This is a genomic window from Flavobacterium sp. ASV13, assembly GCF_000745775.1.
GTDB lineage: Bacteria > Bacteroidota > Bacteroidia > Flavobacteriales > Flavobacteriaceae > Flavobacterium.
In genome coordinates this window covers 56138-80509 of record NZ_KN050752.1, presented here as the reverse complement: position 1 = coordinate 80509, position 24372 = coordinate 56138, and the positions used below count along the sequence as shown (strand labels likewise).

At 35.0% G+C, this 24372-nt stretch carries 20 protein-coding genes; 8 read left to right on the top strand and 12 right to left on the bottom strand.

Annotation, left to right across the window (positions count from 1 at the left end):
• Positions 1–97 precede the first annotated feature (97 nt).
• Complete coding sequence (gene tnpA, locus GQ47_RS20950) at positions 98–559, top strand: IS200/IS605 family transposase (RefSeq protein ID WP_035652718.1); 462 nt, start codon at positions 98–100, stop codon at positions 557–559.
• Between the two features lie 211 nt (positions 560–770).
• Complete coding sequence (locus GQ47_RS20945) at positions 771–2375, top strand: fumarate hydratase (RefSeq protein ID WP_035652715.1); 1605 nt, start codon at positions 771–773, stop codon at positions 2373–2375.
• Between the two features lie 104 nt (positions 2376–2479).
• Here the strand turns inward: GQ47_RS20945 and GQ47_RS20940 are convergent, their stop codons facing one another.
• On the bottom strand, positions 2480–2980 hold the full coding sequence (locus GQ47_RS20940; protein ID WP_035652712.1) for a PAS domain-containing protein: 501 nt from the start codon (positions 2978–2980) through the stop codon (positions 2480–2482).
• Between the two features lie 97 nt (positions 2981–3077).
• Positions 3078–4160 carry a DNA polymerase IV gene (dinB, locus tag GQ47_RS20935; RefSeq protein WP_035652710.1) on the bottom strand — a complete coding sequence of 361 codons (1083 nt, stop codon included), beginning with the start codon at positions 4158–4160 and terminating at the stop codon, positions 3078–3080.
• 139 nt (positions 4161–4299) lie between these two features.
• On the opposite strand from dinB, the gene GQ47_RS20930 reads away from it, so the two are divergent.
• Together GQ47_RS20930 and GQ47_RS20925 are read left to right on the top strand one after the other, a co-directional pair.
• Positions 4300–5034 (top strand): metallophosphoesterase family protein, encoded by a 735-nt coding sequence (locus GQ47_RS20930; protein WP_035652707.1) that lies wholly within the window; start codon positions 4300–4302, stop codon positions 5032–5034.
• Positions 5035–5081: 47 nt separating this feature from the next.
• A complete protein-coding gene (locus tag GQ47_RS20925; RefSeq protein WP_035652704.1) occupies positions 5082–5612 on the top strand; it encodes a DUF6646 family protein in 531 nt (176 codons plus the stop codon).
• 148 nt (positions 5613–5760) lie between these two features.
• On the opposite strand, the gene GQ47_RS20920 is transcribed toward GQ47_RS20925, so the two are convergent.
• From GQ47_RS20920 to GQ47_RS20895, 5 genes are all read right to left on the bottom strand, one after another.
• Positions 5761–6417 carry a 3-oxoacid CoA-transferase subunit B gene (locus tag GQ47_RS20920; RefSeq protein ID WP_035652701.1) on the bottom strand — a complete coding sequence of 219 codons (657 nt, stop codon included), beginning with the start codon at positions 6415–6417 and terminating at the stop codon, positions 5761–5763.
• Between the two features lie 81 nt (positions 6418–6498).
• Positions 6499–7200: a CoA transferase subunit A gene (locus GQ47_RS20915; protein WP_035652698.1), complete on the bottom strand. Its 702-nt coding sequence runs from the start codon at positions 7198–7200 to the stop codon at positions 6499–6501.
• Between the two features lie 167 nt (positions 7201–7367).
• Complete coding sequence (locus GQ47_RS20905) at positions 7368–9674, bottom strand: penicillin-binding protein 1A (RefSeq protein WP_035652693.1); 2307 nt, start codon at positions 9672–9674, stop codon at positions 7368–7370.
• 8 nt (positions 9675–9682) lie between these two features.
• Entirely contained in the window at positions 9683–10162 is a 480-nt protein-coding gene (locus GQ47_RS20900) for a gliding motility lipoprotein GldH (RefSeq protein WP_035652691.1), read from the bottom strand.
• Positions 10146–11498: a PSP1 domain-containing protein gene (locus GQ47_RS20895; RefSeq protein ID WP_035652688.1), complete on the bottom strand. Its 1353-nt coding sequence runs from the start codon at positions 11496–11498 to the stop codon at positions 10146–10148. Before GQ47_RS20895 ends, GQ47_RS20900 begins: the two co-directional genes overlap by 17 nt.
• A gap of 226 nt (positions 11499–11724) precedes the next feature.
• On the opposite strand from GQ47_RS20895, the gene GQ47_RS20890 reads away from it, so the two are divergent.
• The gene (locus tag GQ47_RS20890) at positions 11725–13158 is read left to right on the top strand and encodes a hypothetical protein (RefSeq protein ID WP_035652687.1); all 1434 of its coding nucleotides are present in this window, start codon (positions 11725–11727) and stop codon (positions 13156–13158) included.
• Between the two features lie 60 nt (positions 13159–13218).
• On the opposite strand, the gene GQ47_RS20885 is transcribed toward GQ47_RS20890, so the two are convergent.
• Together GQ47_RS20885 and GQ47_RS20880 are read right to left on the bottom strand one after the other, a co-directional pair.
• Positions 13219–14577, bottom strand: a complete 1359-nt coding sequence (locus GQ47_RS20885) for an oxygen-dependent tRNA uridine(34) hydroxylase TrhO (protein WP_035652686.1) — start codon at positions 14575–14577, stop codon at positions 13219–13221.
• Between the two features lie 109 nt (positions 14578–14686).
• The gene (locus tag GQ47_RS20880) at positions 14687–15646 is read right to left on the bottom strand and encodes a polyphosphate kinase 2 family protein (protein WP_081909400.1); all 960 of its coding nucleotides are present in this window, start codon (positions 15644–15646) and stop codon (positions 14687–14689) included.
• A gap of 248 nt (positions 15647–15894) precedes the next feature.
• Here GQ47_RS20880 and GQ47_RS20875 point away from each other — a divergent pair, with 248 nt between their 5' ends.
• Genes GQ47_RS20875 through GQ47_RS20865 form a run of 3 tightly spaced genes read left to right on the top strand, consistent with a single transcriptional unit; the run spans position 15895 to position 21594 of the window.
• Positions 15895–17040 carry an efflux RND transporter periplasmic adaptor subunit gene (locus GQ47_RS20875; RefSeq protein ID WP_035652684.1) on the top strand — a complete coding sequence of 382 codons (1146 nt, stop codon included), beginning with the start codon at positions 15895–15897 and terminating at the stop codon, positions 17038–17040.
• Positions 17041–17060: 20 nt separating this feature from the next.
• The gene (locus GQ47_RS20870; RefSeq protein ID WP_035652681.1) at positions 17061–20234 is read left to right on the top strand and encodes an efflux RND transporter permease subunit; all 3174 of its coding nucleotides are present in this window, start codon (positions 17061–17063) and stop codon (positions 20232–20234) included.
• On the top strand, positions 20227–21594 hold the full coding sequence (locus GQ47_RS20865; protein ID WP_035652679.1) for an efflux transporter outer membrane subunit: 1368 nt from the start codon (positions 20227–20229) through the stop codon (positions 21592–21594). Before GQ47_RS20870 ends, GQ47_RS20865 begins: the two co-directional genes overlap by 8 nt.
• A 171-nt stretch (positions 21595–21765) precedes the next feature.
• Here the strand turns inward: GQ47_RS20865 and GQ47_RS20860 are convergent, their stop codons facing one another.
• The 3 genes from GQ47_RS20860 to GQ47_RS20850 all read right to left on the bottom strand — a co-directional run bounded on the left by GQ47_RS20860 (position 21766) and on the right by GQ47_RS20850 (position 24362).
• Positions 21766–22176: a BrxA/BrxB family bacilliredoxin gene (locus tag GQ47_RS20860; RefSeq protein WP_035652677.1), complete on the bottom strand. Its 411-nt coding sequence runs from the start codon at positions 22174–22176 to the stop codon at positions 21766–21768.
• 201 nt (positions 22177–22377) lie between these two features.
• Complete coding sequence (locus tag GQ47_RS20855; RefSeq protein WP_035652674.1) at positions 22378–23175, bottom strand: tetratricopeptide repeat protein; 798 nt, start codon at positions 23173–23175, stop codon at positions 22378–22380.
• Positions 23176–23192: 17 nt separating this feature from the next.
• Complete coding sequence (locus tag GQ47_RS20850) at positions 23193–24362, bottom strand: lycopene cyclase family protein (protein WP_035652671.1); 1170 nt, start codon at positions 24360–24362, stop codon at positions 23193–23195.
• Positions 24363–24372: the final 10 nt, after the last annotated feature.

The window sequence follows — 24372 nt, the reverse complement described above, 5'->3', positions numbered from 1 at the left end:
AGTCCAGTTTAACCATATAAATGATTTAATTGCATCTTTTTGTAAGATTATTTTGTAATTTTGAGATTAAAATTCAATCTTTTAAGTTTATTACAAAATGTCAAACACCTTTCATCAAGTTTATATCCAAGCCGTTTTTGCAGTCAAATACCGAGAAGCTTTAATTACTCCTGAATGCAAATCTAAAATCTTAAGTGTAATTGGAAATTTGATCAATGAAACAGGTTGTAAAACAATTATTGTAAACGGCACCGAAGATCATGTTCACTGTCTTTTAGCACTTAAACCAACTGTTTCAATTTCAGATTTAATGAAAATTGTAAAAGGCAAATCATCAAAATTTATCAATGATCATCAATTGACTAAATGCAAATTTGAATGGCAAGAAGGTTATGGTGTTTTTTCATATAGCAAATCTCATATTGATGCCGTTTATAAATATATTTCAAATCAAGAAAAACATCACAAAAAACAAAATTTCAGGGATGAATATTCCTCCTTTTTAAATAATTATAATGTCAAATTTGACGAAAGATGCGTTTTTGAAAATTTAATATAACTTAAGCAAAACTGGACTGAAGTCCAGCCCTACAAAATAAATCGTTCCTCCGGAACTTTAAAAAGAGCCAGCGGCTCGGCCCATATTGTAGAGCTGGACTTCAGTCCAGTTTAAAACAATAACGATTTTAATTATCTATATCCACACAAACGCCCCTAATTCAAATTCTTTCTTAGGTAAATAATTTCTAACTTTGTAAAAAAACAAAACAATGATTGATTTTATATACCAAGATCCTTATCCAATTTTAAAGGATGAGACACAATACCGCAAAATCACCTCTGATTTTGTAAAAGTTGAAAAATTTGGAGAACGTGAGGTTTTAACAGTAGATCCAAAAGGTTTAGAATTATTGGCTGAAGAAGCCTTGACAGATGTTTCGTTCATGCTTAGAACGACACATTTACAAAAATTAAGAAACATTCTTGACGATCCTGAAGCTACTGACAACGATCGTTTTGTTGCTTACAATTTGCTTCAAAATGCTTCTGTTGCTGCCGAAGGTCAATTACCAAGCTGTCAGGATACTGGAACAGCAATTGTAATGGCCAAAAAAGGTGAAAGTATTTTCACTGGTGTTGATGATGCTGAATGGTTAAGCAAAGGAATTTTCAATACGTACCAAAAGCGTAACTTACGTTATTCTCAAATCGTTCCGATTTCGATGTTTGAAGAAAAGAATTCAGGTTCAAATCTTCCGGCTCAAATTGATATTTATGCTAAAAAAGGAGCTTCTTACGAGTTCTTGTTTATGGCAAAAGGTGGAGGATCTGCAAATAAGACTTATTTATATCAGCAAACAAAATCATTATTGAATGATAAATCTTTAGATGCATTTATTCGTGCAAAAATCAAAGATTTAGGAACTTCGGCTTGTCCTCCTTATCACTTGGCTTTAGTTATTGGTGGAACTTCTGCGGAAGCGAACCTAAGTGCCGTTAAAAAAGCATCTGCAGGATATTATGATCATTTACCAACTTCAGGAAACATGGCTGGTCAGGCATTTCGTGATTTAGAATGGGAAGAACGTGTTCAGAAAATCTGCCAGGAAAGTGAAATTGGCGCTCAGTTTGGTGGAAAATATTTCACGCATGATGTTCGTGTAATCCGTTTACCTCGTCACGCGGCTTCTTGTCCGGTTGGATTAGGAGTTTCTTGTTCTGCAGATAGAAACATTAAAGGGAAAATTACAAAAGACGGAATCTTCGTTGAGCAATTAGAAGTAAATCCGAAACAATTTTTACCGGAAACAGCGCCACATTTAGAAGCTCCGGTTGAAGTTGATTTAGATCAGCCAATGGCAGATATTTTAGCAAAATTATCTCAATACCCTATCAAAACCCGTTTAAAATTAAACGGAACTGTTATCGTTGCAAGAGATATTGCACACGCAAAGATTAAAGAATTACTAGATGCCGGAAAACCAATGCCGGAATATTTCAAAAATCACCCAGTTTATTACGCTGGACCAGCAAAAACTCCGGAAGGAATGGCTTCAGGAAGTTTTGGCCCAACAACAGCTGGACGTATGGATGTTTATGTGGACGAATTCCAGAAAAATGGCGGAAGTATGGTAATGCTGGCTAAAGGAAATCGTACGAAACAAGTTACGGATGCCTGCAACAAATACGGAGGGTTCTACCTTGGTTCTATTGGAGGTCCAGCTGCTATTTTGGCCCAAGACAATATTTTGAAAGTTGAAGTTGTTGATTTTGAAGAATTAGGAATGGAAGCGGTTCGTAAAATTACCGTGAAAGATTTCCCTGCTTTTATCATTACTGATGATAAAGGAAATGATTTCTTCGAGAATTTATAGTCTAAGACACTAAGGTTCTAAGATACTGAGATTCTAAGTTTTCTTTATAAATAAAAAACCGCCCAAAAGGCGGTTTTTTATTTATATATTTTTTGCTTTAAATATTATGCACTAAGCGCATTTTTCTCAAATGCTATAAAATGCGAAACTTCTCCTTTCCAATTATAAACAGGAAAACCGTTGATGTGACAACTGTATACCTTTCCGTTTTTTTTGTAGTTTTCAATTGTCTTTTCAAACGAGGTTTTTAACTGAATTGCTTCTCTAATTTCTTGTAAAACATATGGACACGTTTCCGGGCCTTGAAACATTTTAGGTGTGTTTCCTAAAATTTCTGCTTCGGTATAACCTGTCATTCTTTTAATTTTACTGGATGCAAAAACGATTTTTAAATTCAAATCGGTTATTACAATTACTTCATTTTTAATTCGTTCTTCTATTTTAAGTTCTCTTTCATTCCATGCATATTGAGATGAAATCGTATGCAACCTTTTCAAATCGGCAGTCATGGCTTTCAATTCATTTATATATTCATAGTGAAAATCCCAAGCCAAGATTGGAACCGAATAACGATAAGATGCTTCTTCAGGGTTAGCGTTTTTCATATTGGAGCGATTTAAATTAGATGACTATTCTCTCAAAGATAAGACGAAAACTTGAGTTTTCTTTACGGAAAACCGTAATTTCAAAGATTATAACAAATCAAAAAGAAAATTTCAATTGCACAACAACTGCTTTCTTTTCCTCTGTATTTAAGTTACTTAGCGAAATTCCGAGCAATCGTACAGAATCTTTCATTCGTTCTTGATACAATAATTCTTCCACAATTTCTAAAATCAGACTTTTATCTGAAATAAAATAAGGAAGTGTTTTGCTTCGGGTTTGTTGTGTAAAATCACTGTATTTTATTTTAAGAGTAACTGTTTTACCTGAAATTTTGTGCCTTTTCAACCGTTTTTCTAATGAAGCTGCAATTCTATCAAGCTGCTCAAGCATAAAAATTTCAGAAGATAAATTAACATCAAAAGTATGTTCTGCAGCGACCGATTTTGTTATCCGATGCGCTTTTACTTCGCTGTTATGAATTCCGCGAACTACTTTATAATAAAAAGCACCAGATTTCCCGAAATGTTTTTCCAGAAATTCTATTGTTTTGCTTTTTAAATCGGCTCCGGTAAAAATCCCAAGCTGATACATTTTTTCGGTGGTTACTTTCCCAACACCATAAAATTTCCGAATCGGCAATTCTTCTAAAAAAGCTAAAATCTCATCTGGATTTACCGTTTTTTGTCCGTTAGGTTTATTCACATCGCTGGCAATTTTAGCAACAAATTTGTTTACTGAAATTCCGGCAGATGCCGTAAGTCCAACTTCATTGAGAATTCGCAGTCTAATTTCCTGAGCAAGCAAACTCGCACTTGGATTTCCTTTTTTATTTTGCGTTACGTCAAGATAAGCCTCGTCAAGCGAAAGTGGCTCAACCAAATCAGTATATTCATGAAAAATTTTATGGATTTTAGACGAAATCTCTTTGTAGCGATCAAATCTCGGACGAACAAAAATAATTTCTGGACAGTATTTTTTTGCCAAAACTCCGCTGATAGCACTCCGAACACCAAATTTCCTGGCTTCGTAACTTGCAGCCGAAACCACTCCCCGATTCTCAGAACCACCAACTGCCACAGGTTTTCCTCGCAAAGCAGGATTATCCATCTGCTCGACAGAAGCATAAAAAGCATCCATGTCAATATGAATAATTTTTCGATATGTTGGCACTTCTGACATATTGCAAATTTAAAAAGTAAAGCAATAAAAAGTCACGGCAAATAGTTATAAATAATACCAATCTTTAAAGAATAAAAAATCATTGAGTTGAAACCAATTATTCTTTCTATTTTTGTTCTTCTACTCGAAAATTTAAATAATGCGAACATTTGTTATAGGCGACATACACGGAGGATTACGCGCACTTGAGCAAGTGTTGAATAAAGCCAAAGTTACTACCGAAGATACTCTTATTTTTCTAGGTGATTATGTAGACGGCTGGAGTCAGTCTGCTGAAGTCATCGATTTTTTAATTGACCTTAAAAGCAAACAAAAATGCATTTGCATCAGAGGAAATCATGATCAGCTGGCACTAGACTGGCTTGAAAACAGGCATGAAGATTTTGATGAAGAAATGTGGTACAAACATGGCGGAAAAGCTACTGTTGAAGGATATTCTAAACTTTCTGAGGAAAAGAAGAAAACTCATATTGCTTTTTTAGAATCTTTGAAAGACTATTATCTGGATGATGAAAACCGTCTTTTTGTTCACGCCGGATTCACCAATTTAAATGGTGTGGTCTGGGAATATTTTCCGAAATTATTTTACTGGGACAGAACACTTTGGGAATCGGCACTTGCTTTGAACCCAGCTTTAACACCCGATGATTTATATTATCCAAAACGTTTTACGGTTTATAAAGAAATTTATATTGGACACACTCCTGTTACTCGAATTGGAGAAACGGTTCCTGTAAACAAAGCTTGTGTTTGGAATGTTGATACAGGCGCTGCTTTTAAAGGGCCTTTGACGATTATGAATGTGGATACAAAGGAGTTCTGGCAAAGCGAACCGTTAAATGAATTATATCCTGACGAAAAAGGTAGGAATTAAAATATTAAATATACATTTGCACCGCAAAATAATTAATATTTAATTTTATGAAAAAAGTTATTACACTCTTGTTTTTAGTATCATTTGGATTTGTTAATGCTCAAAAAGCTTTTACAGGCAAAGGAGATATCAGAGTAAATGTTGGTGCTAATCTACAAGATGGTGGTTCTGGAATTCAGGGTTCTGTTGATTTTGGTTTAGGAGAAAATTTCTCTTTTGGTTTTGTTTCAAATTATTTACTTGGTGTAAACAATTTTAACGGAATTTATGGTGATCACCCAACTCCATACAATGATTACAAACCAGAATTCAAAGATCGTTTTGATGCAAAAGCAAGAATTAATGCTAACTTAAGCAGTGTTATTGGAGTTGAACAATTAGATGTTTACCCAGGTTTAAGTTTAGGTTTGAAAAATTTTGGAGGTCACATCGGAGGTCGTTATTTCTTTACTGACGGATTTGGTGTTTTCACAGAAATTGGTTTTCCAATTGCAAAATACAGCAGTGATAATGATGTATTTGATCACTTAAACAATCAAGCTACTTTCAGTTTAGGAGCTTCATTTAATTTAAATTAAACTTTTAAGTTCCAAAGGCTCATGGGTACAGAGGAACAAAGTTTTTAAATAGAAAAACCGCCTTATGGGCGGTTTTTTATTTTTACTATAAATTACTTTGTCACTTTGAACCTTTGTCACTTTGAACCTTTGTCACTTTGAACCCTATTTAAAAAATCATTTCAGGAATTTCACCTTCAATGATCAAATCAGCTTCCGTTGATGCGATGATATGCTCAACAGAAACCCCTGGCGCTCGTTCTAAGAGCTTAAAACCATTTTTAGTCACTTCGAGAACTGCAAGCTCAGTTACAACCTTTTTAACGCATCCTACGCCTGTTAATGGCAAAGTACATTTTTTTAAGATTTTAGATTCGCCTGCTTTGTTCACGTGCATCATGGCAACGATGATATTTTCGGCAGAAGCTACTAAATCCATTGCACCTCCCATTCCTTTTACCATTTTCCCCGGAATCTTCCAATTGGCAATATCTCCGTTTTCAGAAACTTCCATTGCGCCCAGAATCGTTAAATCGACTTTTTGGCTGCGAATCATTCCGAAACTAAAAGCAGAATCAAAGAAACTTGCTCCCGGAAGCGTTGTAATAGTTTGTTTTCCTGCATTTATAATATCGGCATCTTCTTCGCCTGCAAACGGAAATGGCCCCATTCCGAGGACACCATTTTCACTTTGAAATTCTACTGCAATATCTTCTCTTACATAATTCGCAACCAATGTCGGAATTCCGATTCCAAGGTTTACAAAATATCTGTCTTTTACTTCTTTTGCAATTCGTTTTGCTATATCTTCTTTACTAAGTGCCATATTTATAATGTGTCAATTAGAGAATTTGATAATTAGATAATTGGAAAAATAATTATCTAATTGTCACATTTTCTCAATTATCTAATTCTTCGTTCTAACAGTTCTTTGCTCGATTCTCTTTTCGAATTTTTCTCCCTGAAAAATACGCTGTACCATAATTCCTGGAATGTGAATTTGATTTGGATCCAAAGTCCCGACAGGAACTAATTCTTCAACCTCAGCAATTGTTATTTTTCCTGCTCCTGCCATACATGCATTGAAGTTTCGGGCAGTTCCTTTGAAAATAAGATTCCCAGCTTCATCGCCTTTCCATGCTTTAACAATTGCAAAATCGGCTTTGAAGGCTTCCTCCATAATATGCATTTTCCCGTTGAACTCACGAGATTCTTTTCCCTCGGCAACTTCTGTTCCGTAACCTGCCGGAGTAAAAAAAGCAGGAATTCCCGCCTGAGCTGCTCGGCAACGTTCTGCTAAAGTTCCTTGAGGTGTAAGTTCAACTTCAAGTTCGCCTGAAAGCATCTGACGTTCAAACTCAGCATTCTCGCCAACATAAGAGGAAATCATTTTTTTGATTTGTTTCTTTTGTAAAAGCAATCCCAAACCAAAATCATCAACTCCTGCATTATTAGAAATACAGGTTAAATCTGAAATCGAAGTATTAACCAATGCGGCAATAGTATTTTCAGGAATTCCGCATAAACCAAAACCGCCAAACATTATTGTCATACTGCTTTCAATTCCTTGAATTGCATCATGAACATTATTTACTTTTTTTGTTATCATAACAAAGTGTCTTTATTACTATATATTTTTGATAAAAATAAGATTTTTAGATTGAATTATATCGATTTCGTAAAAAATAAAATTTTATCAAAAAAAATATCCTTTTGTCCTCTTCCAGATTTTAGAAGATTTCAAAAGGATAAATTTATTTTAAAGCCAAATTAAGTTTACAACTCAAATTCGTCTGTATTTTGATCTGTCTGAGTAGTGTCTTTTACTACTGCAGGTCTTTGATAACAATCCACTTTTATCGAAAGGTTAGCCGGACGCTCAAATTCCGATTTTGAAACTTGAAGTGCTTCATCAGCGTAGCATTTTTTCATAAAATAAGCCCAAACCGGTAATGCTGCTGTTGCACCTTGACCGTAAGTCAAACTTTTGAAACGTGCTGAACGATCTTCACAACCAACCCAAACTCCAGTTACTAAATTTGGAACCATTCCCATAAACCAACCGTCTGACTGGTTTTGCGTTGTTCCGGTTTTACCCGCAATTGGATTTTTGAACATATAAGGATATCCTGTCCAACGATTATCACCGCTTCCACCGCCTTGTGTACGTAAACGTGCTCCAGAACCAGTTTCTGTAACACCTTCTAATAATTTAATTACTGCAAAAGCAATATCTTTATTTAAAACATCATGAGATTCCGGAATTGGTTCATAAATAACCTCACCGCTTTTATTCTCAATTCTGCTTAAAAATTGTGGTTTTACATAAACTCCCTGATTTGCAAATGTACTATATGCCGCAACCATATCTTCAACTGTAATATCAACCGCTCCAAGAGCAATTGAAGGCTGAACTGGGATTTCAGTTTTAACTCCTAATTTTTTTGTCAATTCAACAACTGCTTCAGGACCAGTTCTGTCAATTAATTTAGCCGAAACGGTATTAATAGAATTCGCCAAACCTTGTTTTAAGGTAACCATTCCGCGATATCTGTTATCAGAGTTTCTTGGTTCCCAATCTTCTGTTACGTGGTGACGTCCTTTGTGAATCATAAAAGGTCCATCCAAAATAGAATCACAAGGAGACATATTCAACTGTTCAATAGCAGTTGCATAAACAAATGGTTTGAAAGTAGAACCAACTTGTCTAGCTCCCTGCCCAACGTGATCGTATTGAAAATATTTATAATTGATACCTCCAACCCAAGCTTTGATATTTCCAGTTTGAGGTTCCATTGCCATCAAACCAGACTGTAAAAAGTGTTTGTAGTAACGAATAGAATCTAATGGCGTCATGATAGTGTCACGCTCTCCTTTCCAAGTAAAAATTCTCATTTGTGTTTTTACTTTGAATGATGCGATAATATCATCTTCACTTTTGTCCATATCTTTCATGATAGCCCAGCGTGAAGAATTTTTCATTGCCTGCATCATGATTCTATCTGTTTCAGCCTGAGTGATATTTACGAAAGGTGCATTTTTATTGGTTTTCATTTCAATAAAAAATTGCTGTTGAAGATTTTTCATGTGTTCAGAAACTGCTTCTTCCGCATAAAGCTGCATTCTTGAATCGATAGTCGTATAAATTTTCAAACCATCTTTGTAGATATCATAATCAGAACCATCTGGTTTTTTGTTTTCAGCGACCCATTTTTTCATGTAATCACGAAGATATTCTCTGAAATAAGTAGCCGTTCCTTCACGGTGACTTTCAAGTTTGAACTTCAATGTAATTGGCAAAGCCTGTAATCTCAATTTTTCTGCAGTGGTAATCATCTTTGCTTTTTCCATCTGCGAAAGCACCACATTACGACGATTTTTTACACCTTGCGGATTACGAACTGGATTATATAATCCAGAGTTTTTGAACATTCCGACTAAAATAGCCGATTCATCCATTGTTAAATCTTTTGGATCTTTAGAGAAATAAGTTTGCGCTGCCGAACTTACTCCAACAGAATAATTTCCGAAATCATAGACATTGCAATACATTGCCAGAATTTCGTTTTTGGTATATTGTCTTTCCAGACGAATGGCGATAATCCATTCTTTTATTTTCTGAACAATTCTGAAAGGCAAAAATTTAGAACCTTCACCGTGAAATAATTGTTTTGCAAGCTGTTGTGTTAAAGTACTCGCACCACCATTTGTTCCTAAAGTAAAAACGGCTCTTAAAGTTCCACGTCCATCAATTCCAGAATGTTCATAAAAACGTGCATCTTCTGTCGCAACTAATGCTTCAACCAAACTTTTTGGCAAATCAGAATATTTCAACTGAGATCTATTGGTTTTAAAGTATTTACCAATTACAACTCCATCAGAAGAAATAATTTCAGTAGCTAAATTTGAATCCGGATTTTCCAAATCTTCAAAAGATGGCATTGAACCGAATAATCCCCAAGAGGCAAATAAAAAGAAAGCCAAAATACCTAGCAAAGTATAAGCAAAAACCCGCCAGAACTTCTTTTTATAGTAATTAATATCTTTAACGCTATTTGATTGATTGTTTTTCTTAGCTGCCATAATTATTTCTAATCTTTTTGTTCTATTCTAAAACCTACGTCTGTAATACCTTCTAAAGCTTCAACACCAGGAATTTTGCCTGATTCTCTAACAGCTTGTTTAATATGAACTTTATATTTTCCTTTAAACTTCACATCTTCTTTATAAAACAGCTTGCTTTCTTTTATGTCTGTAAAACCGTTTCCTAACAAAGTTCCGTCCGGATTTGCCATTTGATATTCTAACGTATCTACTTTTGTAAAACCGCTTGGCGTTTCAATAGCAACAATCAAAAACAAATTATTGAAAGGGTAATTGTTGTTATCTCTCAAATTTACAAATAAGTTGTATTTTTTGGTAGAATCTAAAACTGGCAAATTAAAAGTAACAACGCTGTCTTTGTGCCAAGCACTCCCAACGGATTTGTACTCATCAAACACTCTTTTCTTATCACAAGAGAAGAGTAGTATTGCAACCAAAAGAAGAATTCCGCTATTTTTTATTCTCATTTTTAGTAATAATTATTGGTTTTCTAGGCTCAGCTGGCTTGTTTTCATTCTGTTTATTTTCATTTGGTTTGTTTTTATTAGAATGATTTTGCTTGTTGTGAGGCTTATTCGATTTATTCGGATTTCCTCCGCCTTGCTTGTTATTGTTGTTATTATTTCCTTGCTGTGGTTTGCTCGGTGCCGCGGCAACTACTGCATTTTCAGCATTTGGTTTGCGTTTGCGATTTGGTTTTTTCTTTCTTTTTGGTTGGTCAAAACGAGTTAAACTTTCCTGACCCATTGCATTATTAAAGTCTTTTTCAGGTTCTGAAGTTACTTCAATTGCAAAATCTTCTAACGAAGAAACTTTGTTTTTCTGTTTATTCTCAGCAATAATTTCTTTTACCTGATCAATTTTTAAAACATGCCAGTTTGCAAAATTATTAGTATAAGCGAACCACATTAAGCCTTTAAAAATATCTTGTTTTTGACAAACAGCATCTCCTTTTTCGGTTACTAATTTAGTATCATAATCCGGGAAATCTTTTAAGGCATCCATGTAAGTATCTAACTCATAGTTAAGACAACATTTAAGTTTACCACATTGTCCAGCCAATTTCTGAGGATTCAATGACAATTGTTGATAACGCGCTGCAGATGTATTTACACTTCTAAAATCAGTTAACCAAGTTGAGCAGCAAAGCTCACGTCCACAAGAACCAACTCCTCCTAAACGCGCTGCTTCCTGACGGAAACCAACTTGTTTCATTTCGACTCTGGTGCTGAATTCTTTCGCAAAATCCTTAATCAGCATTCTAAAATCGACACGATCATTTGCCGTATAATAAAACGTTGCTTTTGATCCGTCACCCTGAAATTCGATATCAGAAATTTTCATTTCTAATTTATGCTGAATTGCCAATTCACGTGCACGAACTTTCATTGGTTCCTCGCGATCACGCGCTACTGACCAAATATCGATATCTTTTTGAGATGCTTTTCTGTAAATTTTTGGAACTTCATTACTTTCATGATTTACTCCTTTTTTCTTCATTTGAATTTTTACCAATTCGCCTGTAAGAGTTACAATTCCAATATCATGTCCTGGTGAAGCAACAGTTGCTACAATATCACCAATACTTAAAGTTAGTTTCTCAGAATTTCTAAAAAATTCTTTGCGTCCGTTTTTGAAACGAACCTCAACACAATCAAAAATTGCCTCTCCATTAGACGGACTCATGTTTGAAAGCCAGTCAAAAACAGTCAATTTATTGCAGCTATCGGTGCCGCAAGTCCCATTATTTTTACAACCCTTTGGTGCGCCACCATCTGAGGTTGAACAACTTGTACATGCCATAATTATATATGTAGTGTTGCAAAAGCAACTTAAGTTCATAAACGTTTAATCGGTAAAGATAGTATTTTTTTTATTCTGCCATATATCGATTAAAACTAATGGTTTGTTAAATAAAAAAAGAAATTTTCTGTCTTTAAATAATTCTGAAAGAGAACTAAAATTTGTTAAGTTTACTTGTACAAAAAAAATATTTTAAACCAACCCAAAAACAAACCTCAGCCACTAAATGAATACTGAAATTTTATTAGACAAACCAAAAGACGAAACAAACTACTTTTATCATTTTAATTTTTCAAAGTTTAAAAAGATACTCTACCCCCTTGCTATTGCTGCCTTGCTTTTTATCATCAAGCAATTTATTACTAACAATTTTTACATTCCACGATCCGGAGGTCTAGGTTTACTTGATGCATTTGACTCCTTTGATTCGGCGAAAGAACTACCTGTTTGGGCAGAAATCATAAACAAAATTATCGATATTCTGATTATGGTAGTTGTACTTTGTTGGGAAGCAGTCTATGAAAAAAAGTATAATAAAATTAAATTTATTCTCTTACTCTTCTTGCCATCAACAGTTTTGGATATAGTTTATATGTATGCAGGTCTTAATAGATTAGAATTTTTAAACTCGCTTTATTCTATTTATTTTATTATGAATTTTTTCCCTACCTATTCATTATATGGTGTGTTTAGAAGAAAAATACTTTATGGGGAAAAATTAAGTCTGATGGGATATTTGATTGGAATGATTACCGTAATAAGCATAAGTACAATATATCAGAAAATTGGATCTGTGATACTGATTAACGATTTCCTTACTTCTCTTTACTCTTATGGAAATGCGCTTATAAAAGTTTTTATACCATTATCTTTTTTCTATTTTATATTTCTATCAGATGCTGGATTCTCTTTCAAGAATTTTATAAAAATGCCTGCTACTTCATTATTAACAAACAAAAATTTTACAGCACACTTTATAATTTTATTCAGTTCTTTGTTTGCTCTTCATTTGAATTTGACGGAAAACGTATCACAATATGCTTTTGCAGTTGTAGATCCTACTTTTTCGACTATTTTATATACTTTATTGACGTTTTTTCGCATTATTTTACAAATTGCATTTGTATATTTATTATTCTCTCAGTTATTGTTATTGCAATTGAGTGCACTACGAAGAAAACCTTTATGGATTTACTTTTTTAGTTTTATCCCGGTAATTAATTTGATTCCGCTATTTCTATTTTTTCGCAAAAGTATTCCATTAACGGATACTCAATATTTTGAAGTGCAGAATAAAGATCAGCAAAATAGATCTTTGCTTCAGTTCTTTATTTTATTTTTAGCAACCATATATGCGATACACACGATTGCTAAGATAGGATTAAGTCGCGAATACTTAATTTGCCTAGTTTTACCTGCTGTCTTACTGTATGTTTTTATATTATATTTTAGATTTGGTATTTGGATCGCTTTTACATTAGTGGGTATAGCGATACTATTCTTTTTATTTCAAGATATGGAAACCGGTTTGTATTACACTTGTTTATTACTTTACGGCGCTATCGGCTTATACAATCTACATATTGCTTTATTCTGGACAGCCAAAGAATGGGATGAAATCGAAGAAAACATAATACCTGAAAATATTCAAGAGGTTTAAAAATAAAAAGAGTCGCAATTGCGACTCTTTTTATTTTATGTTCGATTATATATGATGGAACTATTCTAAAATCTTATATACTTTATCAGATAATCTAATTCTGAATGGAACTTCAAAAGTAACCTTATCACCAATCTTAGCAGATTGAATTTCTGCACCATCAACAATAATTTTATCCAAAATCAATTGCTGATCTCCTGTTGTTGGGCCAGAAATAAGGATTTTATCACCCCTATTTAATTCGTGATTTTCTATTGTGAATTGTCCAACTTGTGCTTTTACATAATAATGTTCTGCTTTTCCAAGAAGTACTTTCTTTACTTTTATTTTCTGACGAATATCTGCTGGCTTTTGTGCTGTAGCCAAAGCAGTTTCTGGCAATTCGCCTGAATGTTTGAATTTCAAGTTTTCCGATTTTCCTTTTCTGAAAACTTTATTTCCAACTTGTTTCCCAGTTCTCAAACGAACCTGGTCAACCAAAGGCATGTGGATGATTTCTAAACATTCTGAAGAACAACAATTTTCCATTGCCGCTTTACATTCATCACATTGAATAAATAATAAATGACATCCGTCGTTTTCACAGTTTGTATGATTATCGCAAGGTTTTCCGCATTGGTGGCATTGTGAAACAATATCATCTGTGATTCTTTCGCCTAGACGATTATCAAATACGAAGTTTTTACCAATGAATTTGCTTTCTAAACCTTCTTCTTTTAATTGTTTCGCATAGTTGATGATTCCACCTTCTAATTGATAAACATTTTTGAAACCTTGGTGTTTAAAGTAAGCACTTGCTTTTTCGCAACGAATTCCTCCAGTACAATACATTACCAGATTTTTATCTTCTTTATGGTTTTGAAGTTGTTCGTTGATGATTGGCAAACTCTCTCTAAAAGTTTCTACATCTGGAGTAATCGCGTTTTTAAAATGTCCAACTTCACTTTCGTAGTGATTTCTAAAATCAACTACAATGGTGTTTGGATCATCTAAAATCTCATTGAATTCTTTGGCTTTCAAATGAACGCCAATATTAGTTACATCAAAAGTTTCGTCATTCAAACCGTCGGCAACGATTTTATGGCGCACTTTAATTGTCAATTTTAAAAAGGAATGATCATCATGCTCTACAGCTTCATTTAAACGAATGCCTTTCATGAAATCATAAACTTCAAGAGTTGCTCTAAAAGCCTCTAAATTTTCTTCGGGAATACTCATTTGAGCATTTATTCCTTCGTTGGCAACGTAAATTCGGCCTAATGCATCGAGAGCATTCCAGGCTACAAATAAATCATCGCGAAATTTTTTAGGATCTTCAATTTTGGCATACGCATAGAAAGACAACGTAAGTCGTTGTTGTCCAGCATCATCGATCATGATAGCTCTTTCTTCTGCGCTCAAAGTGTTATACAGTTGCATGCTATAAACAGTTTTAAGTTAAGAATATTTTTTTTGAGCGGCAAAAATAGGGAAAAAGGTTCATAGTTCCAAAGGCACAAAGCGACAAAGGTTTGACATAATAAGACATTTATTCTTCATCAAGCAATGCTTGTTTGACGGCATTTAGCTCCGCGATTTTTTCTTCGCTTACTTTTGGATATTCCAAATCCATTTCATCCAAAGCATGAATAATGGCTGAAGCAATGGCAATTCGGGCATAATATTTATTATCGGCTGGAATTACATACCAAGGCGATTTTTTGGTTGATGTATTCTTGATCAACTCTTCATAAGCAAACATATAATCATCCCAATAACCTCTTTCTTTGGCATCGGCGGCGCTGAATTTCCAGTTTTTATCGGGATTATCAACTCTTTCTATGAATCTTTTCTTTTGTTCTTCTTTCGAAAGATTTAAAAAAAACTTGATTACAACTGTGCCATTTCTGTTTAAATATTTTTCAAAGTTTCGAATATCCTGAAAACGCTCGTCCCAAATATCTTCGGTAATCAATTTTTCAGGGATTTTTTGTCCTCTTAAAATTTGTTCATGTACGCGAACTACTAAAACTTCTTCATAATAAGAGCGATTAAAAATTCCGATGCGACCTCTTTCCGGCAAATGTTTTTGGCAACGCCAAAGATAATCATGGTCTAATTCTTCAGAACTCGGGCCTTTAAAAGAAGAAACCTGACAGCCCTGCGGATTTATACCAGACATAACATGCTTGATGGCGCCATCTTTTCCTGCGGCGTCCATTGCCTGAAAAATAAGCAAAACCGACCATTTATCTTGAGCATAAAGTGTATCCTGCATGGCAGCCAATGCTTTTACTCCCATTTGCAAAGCTTCTTTTATCGCTGATTTCGATTCATCGCCAAAATAAGAAGTCGGTTTGTCCTTTAATGTAAAATTTTTATCGTCACCTACACAAAATTGCTCTGAAAACTTCTTGGCTCTATGCAGCAATTCTTTTTTACTTAATGCTTTTAGATCGCTTGAATCGCTATTCAAATTCTTCGATTTTATTTTATTTTTTTTTGACATAATAGGAGTTTTTTAGAATTAAAACTGGACACTTAAAAAATTCATTCTTACAAAAAGTGCAGTTTAGCGATGTTTTACATCATTTGGTCGGTTTTATTAATATTTGAATATCAATTAGATATAAATTTAATAAAAAATCAAAATGAAAATAATATTTCAAATCGTAATTAAAAAAATGTTAACTTAGCTAAGGAATTATTTGGTTTTTAGTTAGTTGAGTTTTAATAAAATTTAATAAAAAATTAAAAATGAACAAAATCTACCCTCCAGCAATTTTCTTACTTTTTTTATTGTTATCCTGCAAAAAAGAAGCTCCACCACAACCCAAGCCACTTGAAATTTCAGTTACAACTGTAGTACAACAAGATGTTAAAATAGAATCCGAATATACTGGACAAACTTTTGGTCAATCTGATATTCAAATTAATCCTCGAGTCGACGGTGTTATCGAAAGTATAAATTTCAAGGAAGGTAGTTTTGTTACCAAAGGACAACTCCTGTATACAATTGATCCTTTGCCATATAAAGCGAAACTTAATCAAGCTGAAGGAAATGCGGCAGAATCACAAGCGCTTTTGTCAAAAACCAAATCCGATCTTGATATGATTACTCCTCTGGCGAAAATGAATGCAGTCAGCCAGAGAGAATTAGTTTCGGCCAAATCAGCCTACACAGCTTCTATTGCGCAAATCAAGGCATCAGATGCATCTGTTCAAAATGCAAAGATTGAGTTAGGCTATTGTCGAATTGTTGCACCAATTTCTGGATTAATCGGAATCTCTAAAGTAAGAGTAGGCGACTATGTACGTCCAGGCGCTCTATCTATTCTGAACACCATTTCAGATTTAGGAGATGTGCGAGTACGTTTCACCATGAGTGAGCAAGAATTTTTGCATCTTTACAGAGAATTCAACAAACCAAATTCGGCTTTAAAAGGCTCAGGAGCAACTGTTTCTTTAAAACTATCTGACGGCTCGACTTATCCTCAAACAGGAAAAGTGAGTTTTACAGACCGACAAATAGATCCTGCAACTGGTGCCATCACATTTGAAGCCGCATTTCCAAATCCGGATAAATTGCTTCGTCCGGGTCAATATGCAAAAGTTGCATTACTTACAGACATTCGTAAAGATGCCATTGTAATTCCGCAACGTGCTGTAATCGAAGTACAAGGTATCTATCAGGTCTATGTTTTAGGGAATGATAACAAAGTGCAAATGCAAATTGTAAAACCAGGACCAGCGGTTCAAAATGGATACATTATTGAAGAAGGTTTAAAACCTGGCGACAAGATAGCCATGGGAGGTACTTCATTATTGAAAAATGGAAGCGTTATTACACCAAAAGTCACACAATGGCAATTAGGTGATACAGAAACTGCAGTTACTAAATAATAATCTAGATACATTGTATTATGGGAGAATTTTTCGTTCGAAGACCAATCGTTGCTATTGTAATCAGTATTATTATTGTGATACTTGGATTACTGGCTCTACAAAAAACGCCTATTTCGCAATATCCGGATATTAATCCTCCTGTTGTAAAAATCACTACTTCTTTTACAGGAGCAAATGCGCTGAACGTTGAACAGGCAGTTGCAACACCAATTGAGCAAAAAGTAAATGGTGTTGAAAACATGTTGTACATGAAATCCATCAACACTTCTGATGGTGCTTGTACTATTGAGGTAACTTTTGATGTGGGAACTAATTTGGATAATGCCAATATGCTCACCCAAAACAGACAAAACCAATCGGCTCCATTTATGCCTTCAAGTGTAAAACAACAAGGAGTTGTGGTAAAGAAATCTTTGTCTTTTCCAATGATGCTATTCACCGTTACCTCAACCAATCCAAAATATGATGCGAAGTTTTTGAACAACTATGCCAGTATCAATATTGTAGATCAATTGGCCCGTATCAAAGGTGTTGGAGAAGTTACCCTTTTTGGAGGAAGTGATTATTCGATGAGAATTTGGCTTAAAGCTGATATGATGAGCAAACTCGGCATTACGGTCGAAGATGTTAAAAATGCTCTGAATGCTCAAAATATGATTAGTCCGGGAGGAAAATTTGGCGCTGAGCCAGCTCCAGCTAATACCGAATTCACATACGGTGTAACACTTCAGGACCGATTAGTTACGGAAAAAGAATTTGGAAACATCGTCGTTCGAAGCAAGGAAGACGGAGCACAAGTTTTGATGGGTGATATCGCCCGAATTGAATTAGGAACTGAAAATTATAGTTCAACCGCCCGAAGAAACAGTTCGCCAAGCGCCGTTGTAGCCGTATATCAAATGCCGGGAAGTAACGCTCTTGATGTAGCTGAAACTGCAAAAAGCACCATGAAACTTTTATCGGAGAAGTTTCCAAAAGATATCGAATATCAAGAATCCTTAGATACAACTTTAGCCATTACCGCGGGAGTTGACGACATTGTACACACCCTTTTCGAAGCCATTATATTGGTAATTTTAGTAGTATTCATTTTTCTTCAAAACTGGCGCGCTACTTTAATTCCGTTAATTACCGTTCCGGTTTCGCTTATCGGAACCATTGCGGTTTTCCCAATGTTAGGATTTTCCATCAATACATTATCACTTTTAGGATTAGTACTTGCAATTGGAATTGTGGTCGATGATGCGATTGTGGTTGTGGAAGCCGTTATTCATCATATCGAACACGGTAAAAGTCCTAAAGACGCCACCGTTCAAGCGATGCGTGAAGTATCTGGTCCTGTAATTGCGATTGCTTTAATTTTATGCGCCGTGTTTATTCCGGTTGCGATGACGCCTGGAATTACTGGACGTTTTTATCAGCAATTTGCCATAACGATTGCCGTCTCGGTCGCGTTCTCAGCATTTAGTGCGTTATCGTTAAGTCCCGCCCTTTGTGCCATGTTATTAAAACCGACGAAACCAATTGAAGAACAAACGGGATGGCTGGCGAAGTTTTTTGCGGGATTTAATAGAATCTTCGAAAAAGTTACCGGAAAGTACATCAGCGGAGCAACTTTTTTTGCTAAAAAGGCTATTCGAATTGTCCTTTTATTGGTAGTGATATTAATTGCGACTGCATTTTTAGGAAAGAAAATTCCATTAGGATTTATTCCCGAAGAAGATCAGGGTTATGTTTTGGTAAATATTGCATTACCTCCTGCATCGTCATTACAGCGTACAGATGAAATTTCAAAAAAGGTAGACAGTTTCCTAAAAGAAGAAAAATCAATCTTGTCTTATACCACGATCAATGGATTTAGTATGCTTACTAACTCTTATCAACCGAACAACGCTTTTATTTTCATCTCATTAAAACCTTGGGAAGACAGAGCAGAAACGGCCAAACAATTTGTGGACAGATTTAACATGAAACTTGCCACCCAAATTACAACAGCAACCTGTTTTTCATTTGGCCCACCCGCAATTCAAGGTTTAGGTGCTTCTGCAGGTTTTAGTTTAATGTTGCAGGACAGAGGTGGAAATACGCCTCAATATCTTGCAGAACAAACTCAGGCTTTTATTGCCGCCGCACAGCAACGTCCAGAAATAAAACGAATTTACACCACTTTTAATGCCGGTACCCCACAAATTAAATTAGATATTGACAACGACAAAGCCATGAAATTGGGTATTCCTGTTTCTAAAGTTACTGAAGCTTTGGGAGCCTTTTTAGGAGGAAGTTATGTAAATGACTTTAACCGATTTGGGCGCCAATATAAAGTTTATCTTCAAGGTGAAGCAGCTGATCGTGTACGACCAGAAGATTTGAATCTGATTTATGTCAAAAATAATGCTGGCGATATGTTGCCAATATCAACTTTGGTTACAGCAACAAAAGTCACCGGGCCAGACTTTACAAACCGCTTGAATTTATTCCGATCAGCAGAAATCGGCGGAAGCCCAAATGATGGCTACAGTAGTGCGCAAGCTTTGACAGCTCTCGAAGAAGTCGCTAAACAGACTTTGCCGGCAGATATGAGTTTCGATTACATCAACTTATCTTATCAGGAAAAACATTCACCGGGAGGAGGATCCGTTTTCATCATGGCATTGGTATTTGTGTTCTTAATTCTTGCTGCACAATATGAAAGCTGGAAACTGCCTTTCAGTGTACTACTTGGAGCTCCTTTTGCAGTATTTGGCGCCTTTTTGGGACTGATGCTCGCGAGATTTGGAAGCGATGCTTATGTAAATAACGTTTTTGCCCAGATTGGACTCGTATTATTAATTGGATTAGTCGCCAAAAATGCCATTCTGATTGTGGAGTTTGCCAAAGAAGAATACGAAAAAGGAAAACCGCTTTACGAGTCGGCGATGGTTGCGGCGAAACTCCGTTTCCGTCCAATTTTAATGACGGCTTTTGCATTCATTCTCGGAGTAGTTCCGTTATTGACAGCAACTGGTGCGGGTTCGCAAGCTCGTATTGTAATGGGAATGGCGGTATTCAGCGGTATGTTAATCGCCACGGTTTTGGGTGTATTAATTGTACCTGGTCTATTTGTAATGATTGAAAACATCGGAAAAAAGAAAGATGATGCGGTCGTATCTACGGAAGATAATGTGGAACCAAATACTACAGACCATGATTAAGAGACATAAAATAGTCGTTGTTATATTTATCCTGATACTATTTCCTTTGGGCTGTATGGTTGGACCAAAATATAGCAAACCAGAACAGCAAAAATCAGATTCGTATAAAAACGAAAGAAACTTAGACAGTCTGGCGAATGTAACCAATTTAAAATGGTTTGATCTTTTTAATGATGACGTTTTAAAAGACCTGATTAAAAAAGGATTAGAAAATAATTACGATCTAAAAATCGCTGTTTCCAGAATCGATCAGCTTCGCGCCCAATTGGGTTATGCTAAAGCCGATTTATTTCCTTCTTTTCAATACGGAGCCACAATAAACAGCAACGATAAAAACTTTACGCCCTCAACTGCCGGAGCAAGTATGTCTTGGGAACTTGATTTTTGGGGGAAATATCGTCATGAAAATAATGCGGTACAAGCCGAACTTTTAGCTACTGAAGAAGCCCGTAAAGTTGTACTTTCAGAAATCGTGAGCAATATTGCGTATGCCTATTTTCAAATGCGAAATCTGGATGAACAATTAGAAATTACAAAGTCAACACTTGAAACAAGAGAGAAATACTATGAAATTATAAACCAAAGATTTAAAAACGGTTATATTTCTGAAGTTGACAAAGTACAAATTGAACAACAAGTTGCCATTGCAGAAGCCGCAATTCCGAACATCCAACGACAAATAACTTATCAGGAAAATACAATTGCGCTGCTTACCGGACAGCTTCCTACTGAAATTCCGAGAGGAAAAAGCAATACTGAACTGCGAATTGTTAGTGAAATTCCACTTTCTCTTCCATCTGCATTATTAGAAAACAGACCGGATGTAAAAGCAGCCGAATTAAGATACAAAGCAGCAAATGAAAGAATTGGCGTAGCGCAGGCGATGCGTTTTCCTTCTCTAAATCTAGCCGCAATTGCCGGCTTCGCGAGTGCCGATTTAAGCAATTTATTTCTGGGAAGTTCCTATTTACAAAATGCATCGGCAGGAATTGCGGGCCCGATATTTGCCTTTGGAAAAAACAAAAGAAGAGTCGAAATCAACAGACAACAAGCGGAACAATTTAAGTTCATTTATCAAAAAACCTATATCGGCGCCGTTTCCGAAGTCGAACAATCTATTCAAAACATCAGAACGTATAAAGAAGAATGGAAAGCAAGAAACAGACAAGTTCAGGCCGCTTTAATCAACTTTAATCTTTCCCGCGAAAGATATGACAGCGGTTACGTTTCTTACTTAGAAGTTTTGGATGTCGAAACCAACTTGTTCAACGCACAATTAAGCCTTGCACAATTATCTGAAAGACAATTAAGTTCAATGGTTGAATTGTACAAAGCACTTGGCGGGGGATGGAGCCTTTAAAAGGTTCTGAGATTCTAAGGGGCTAAGGTTCTAAGGTTTTGATCCAAAATGTATAAAAAAAAACGAAAAGCACTATATTTCTATAGTGCTTTTCGTTTTTAATCTTTGTACCTCTGTCACTTTGTATCTAAAACCTTAGAACCTCAGCAACTCAGAACCTTAGTCCCTTAATTAGCAAAACTCGTTAAACGCATCTTGCAAATTCTCAGCGATCATTTCAGCTGGACGTCCTTCGATGTGGTGACGTTCTAACATGTGAACCAATTCTCCGTTTTTGAACAAAGCCATAGATGGCGATGATGGAGGAAAAGGAAACATATGTTGTCTTGCAGCATCAACCGCTTCTTTGTCAACACCAGCAAAAACTGTAATAAGGTGATCTGGTTTTTTAGCGCCTTCTAAACTCATTTTTGCTCCCGGACGTGCATTTCTTGCAGCACAACCGCAAACAGAGTTCACAACAACTAAAGTGGTACCTTCAGCTTTGATAGCATTCTCAACAGCTTCGGCACTATGTAAATCTTGAAAACCAGCAGAAGTCAATTCAGCTTCCATTGGTCTTACCATGTCTAGTGGATACATATTCTTGTTTTTTTAAATTAACTTTTGAGTTGCAAAGTTACAAAGTTTAGTCGCAACTCTTTAATTTGAAGTATAAACTTTTGTTATAGTTCGATTGATAAAGTCGAAAGTTGAAAAGTCATAAAGTCGAAAATCAAACCAAATCTTAAAAAAGCTGCTTTTTTATGGATTAAAATCCAACAAAAAATCTATTTCTCAACATTATTTACCAAACTTCATTTGATAAGGATATGTCTCATAAAAAGCATTGTCCTCATTAATAGAAAAACCTTTTACAGCATCTTCTCTTGCAATTTTTATTAAAGCCATTACTTCCTCTTTAGTCTTCCCTTGTTTTAGCCAACACACTGCCTTATAAAACTTTGCATCTGAAAATTCAGGATAGATTTTTAGAGCTTTATCAAAAATAGCAATTGCTACATCCCATTTCTTAAGCTCATATTTAGCAATTCCCTGATAAAAATAAGCCGTTGGATGTTCTAATTGTTGCCTGTTTTTATAAATATCAGCGACATAATCATCCAAAAGCTTTTCTGCTTTTTCATATTCATTAAGTTGCAAATAACAAAGTGCGATATAAAAACTATAGGTATGATCCATTCTGTAATTATTACCGTAAAGCTTGATAGATTCTTCCAAGTCGACGATGGCTTCCTTATAGTTTTTAGAAAATATACATTTCATAAAACCACGATACGGCAACCATTCTTTTTTGTCATATAGCACCGCTTTATCTAAATAAGGCATTCCAATTTCGTACTTTTTACATTTAAAATATGGCATCGCTTTCTGTTGCCACAAATAAGCAACCGTACTGTCTTTTTTCAAACCTTGGTCTAAACAATCTTGCCATTCAGTCATTTCAATAATATAATTATGTTGTTCAGCACATTTCGTCAAATATGTGGCGATAATCGCGTCTTGTGCCTTATTAGTAGAAACTTGCCCAAATGACAAAAAAGTAAAAAGGAAACTAAATCCAAGAATAGTGTTTTTCAAAATTGTGGTTTTTATGTTTATTTATTTCGAAAGAAAATCACCCTAAATAACGATTTTATAAATGGAATTTTAGGACATTTCAAGATTACTTTAAAATCTTCAATTAAAGAAGTTTCTTCATCTAAAAATTTAAAAATCAAAGCTGGATTTCCTTTTTTGAATAAGGAAGAAAAAATAGAGCATCCCAATTCGTTATTCCGATACAGAATATCTAAAAGCAGTAAATCATAAAACCAAAAACGGCTTCTTTTATGAAAATCCTTCATTTTCAAACTTTCGTTTTGAAGAAATTCAATCAATTGTGAAGATTTTTTATCCGAGTTTCTAAAAGTATAACCCGTACTCGCTTTTGTCCAACCGCCGGCAGTTCCAATATTTAAAACTTTTTTGGTATTCTTTTTCCAAAAAGGATAACTTGTCATTGGTATGCTTCCTTGCTCTTTTTCTATAATTTCAAATTGATTTATTCCGAGTTTCTCCAAATAAAGTTGAATCTCATTTTCATATTCTTCTTTCGAAAGAAATTTTTCTGAGAACAAAGTATATTCCACTAAAGCTTCGGATTTTGAAGTTGGCAAAACATACATAAATCTTGTATTACCTTTTTGTTCTACCGAAAAATCCATGAAAGTGGCTTGTTCCGGATTGAAAATCTCAATTTCCGTTTTCACAAACCAACCCAAAAAATGTTGTTGCAAAACAGGATATTTCGTTTGACTTTCGGCGAAAGCCTTTGTATAAATACTGTTGAATAAATAATTACAAGTATATCTATTTTCTTCTGTTCCAACAAAAACATGAGTTTCGAGTTCATTGATATCGGTTACTTTTTCATTTAGAAAAGTAATATTCGGCTGATTTGAAATCTTCTCAAAAACGAAATTATAAAAATCTAAACCATTGATTTTATTGTATGAATAAGGTTTTAGCTCTAAATCACGTTTGAAATTTTCATTGGCAAACAGAGCCGAATCCCATTTTTTGGAGATAATCGAATTCCAAATGGATTGTTCTTTTTCCCAAAAACTCCAAGTTCTGTCATTGGTTTTCTTTGAATCTTTATCGAGCAATAAAATTGACTTATCTGAGAATTTGCCCGATAAAACCATTTTATAAACGGTCATTAAAGAAGCCAATCCTGTGCCGGTAAAAATGTAATCGAAATGTTTGATTTGTGAAGAATTCATTCTCAAAAAT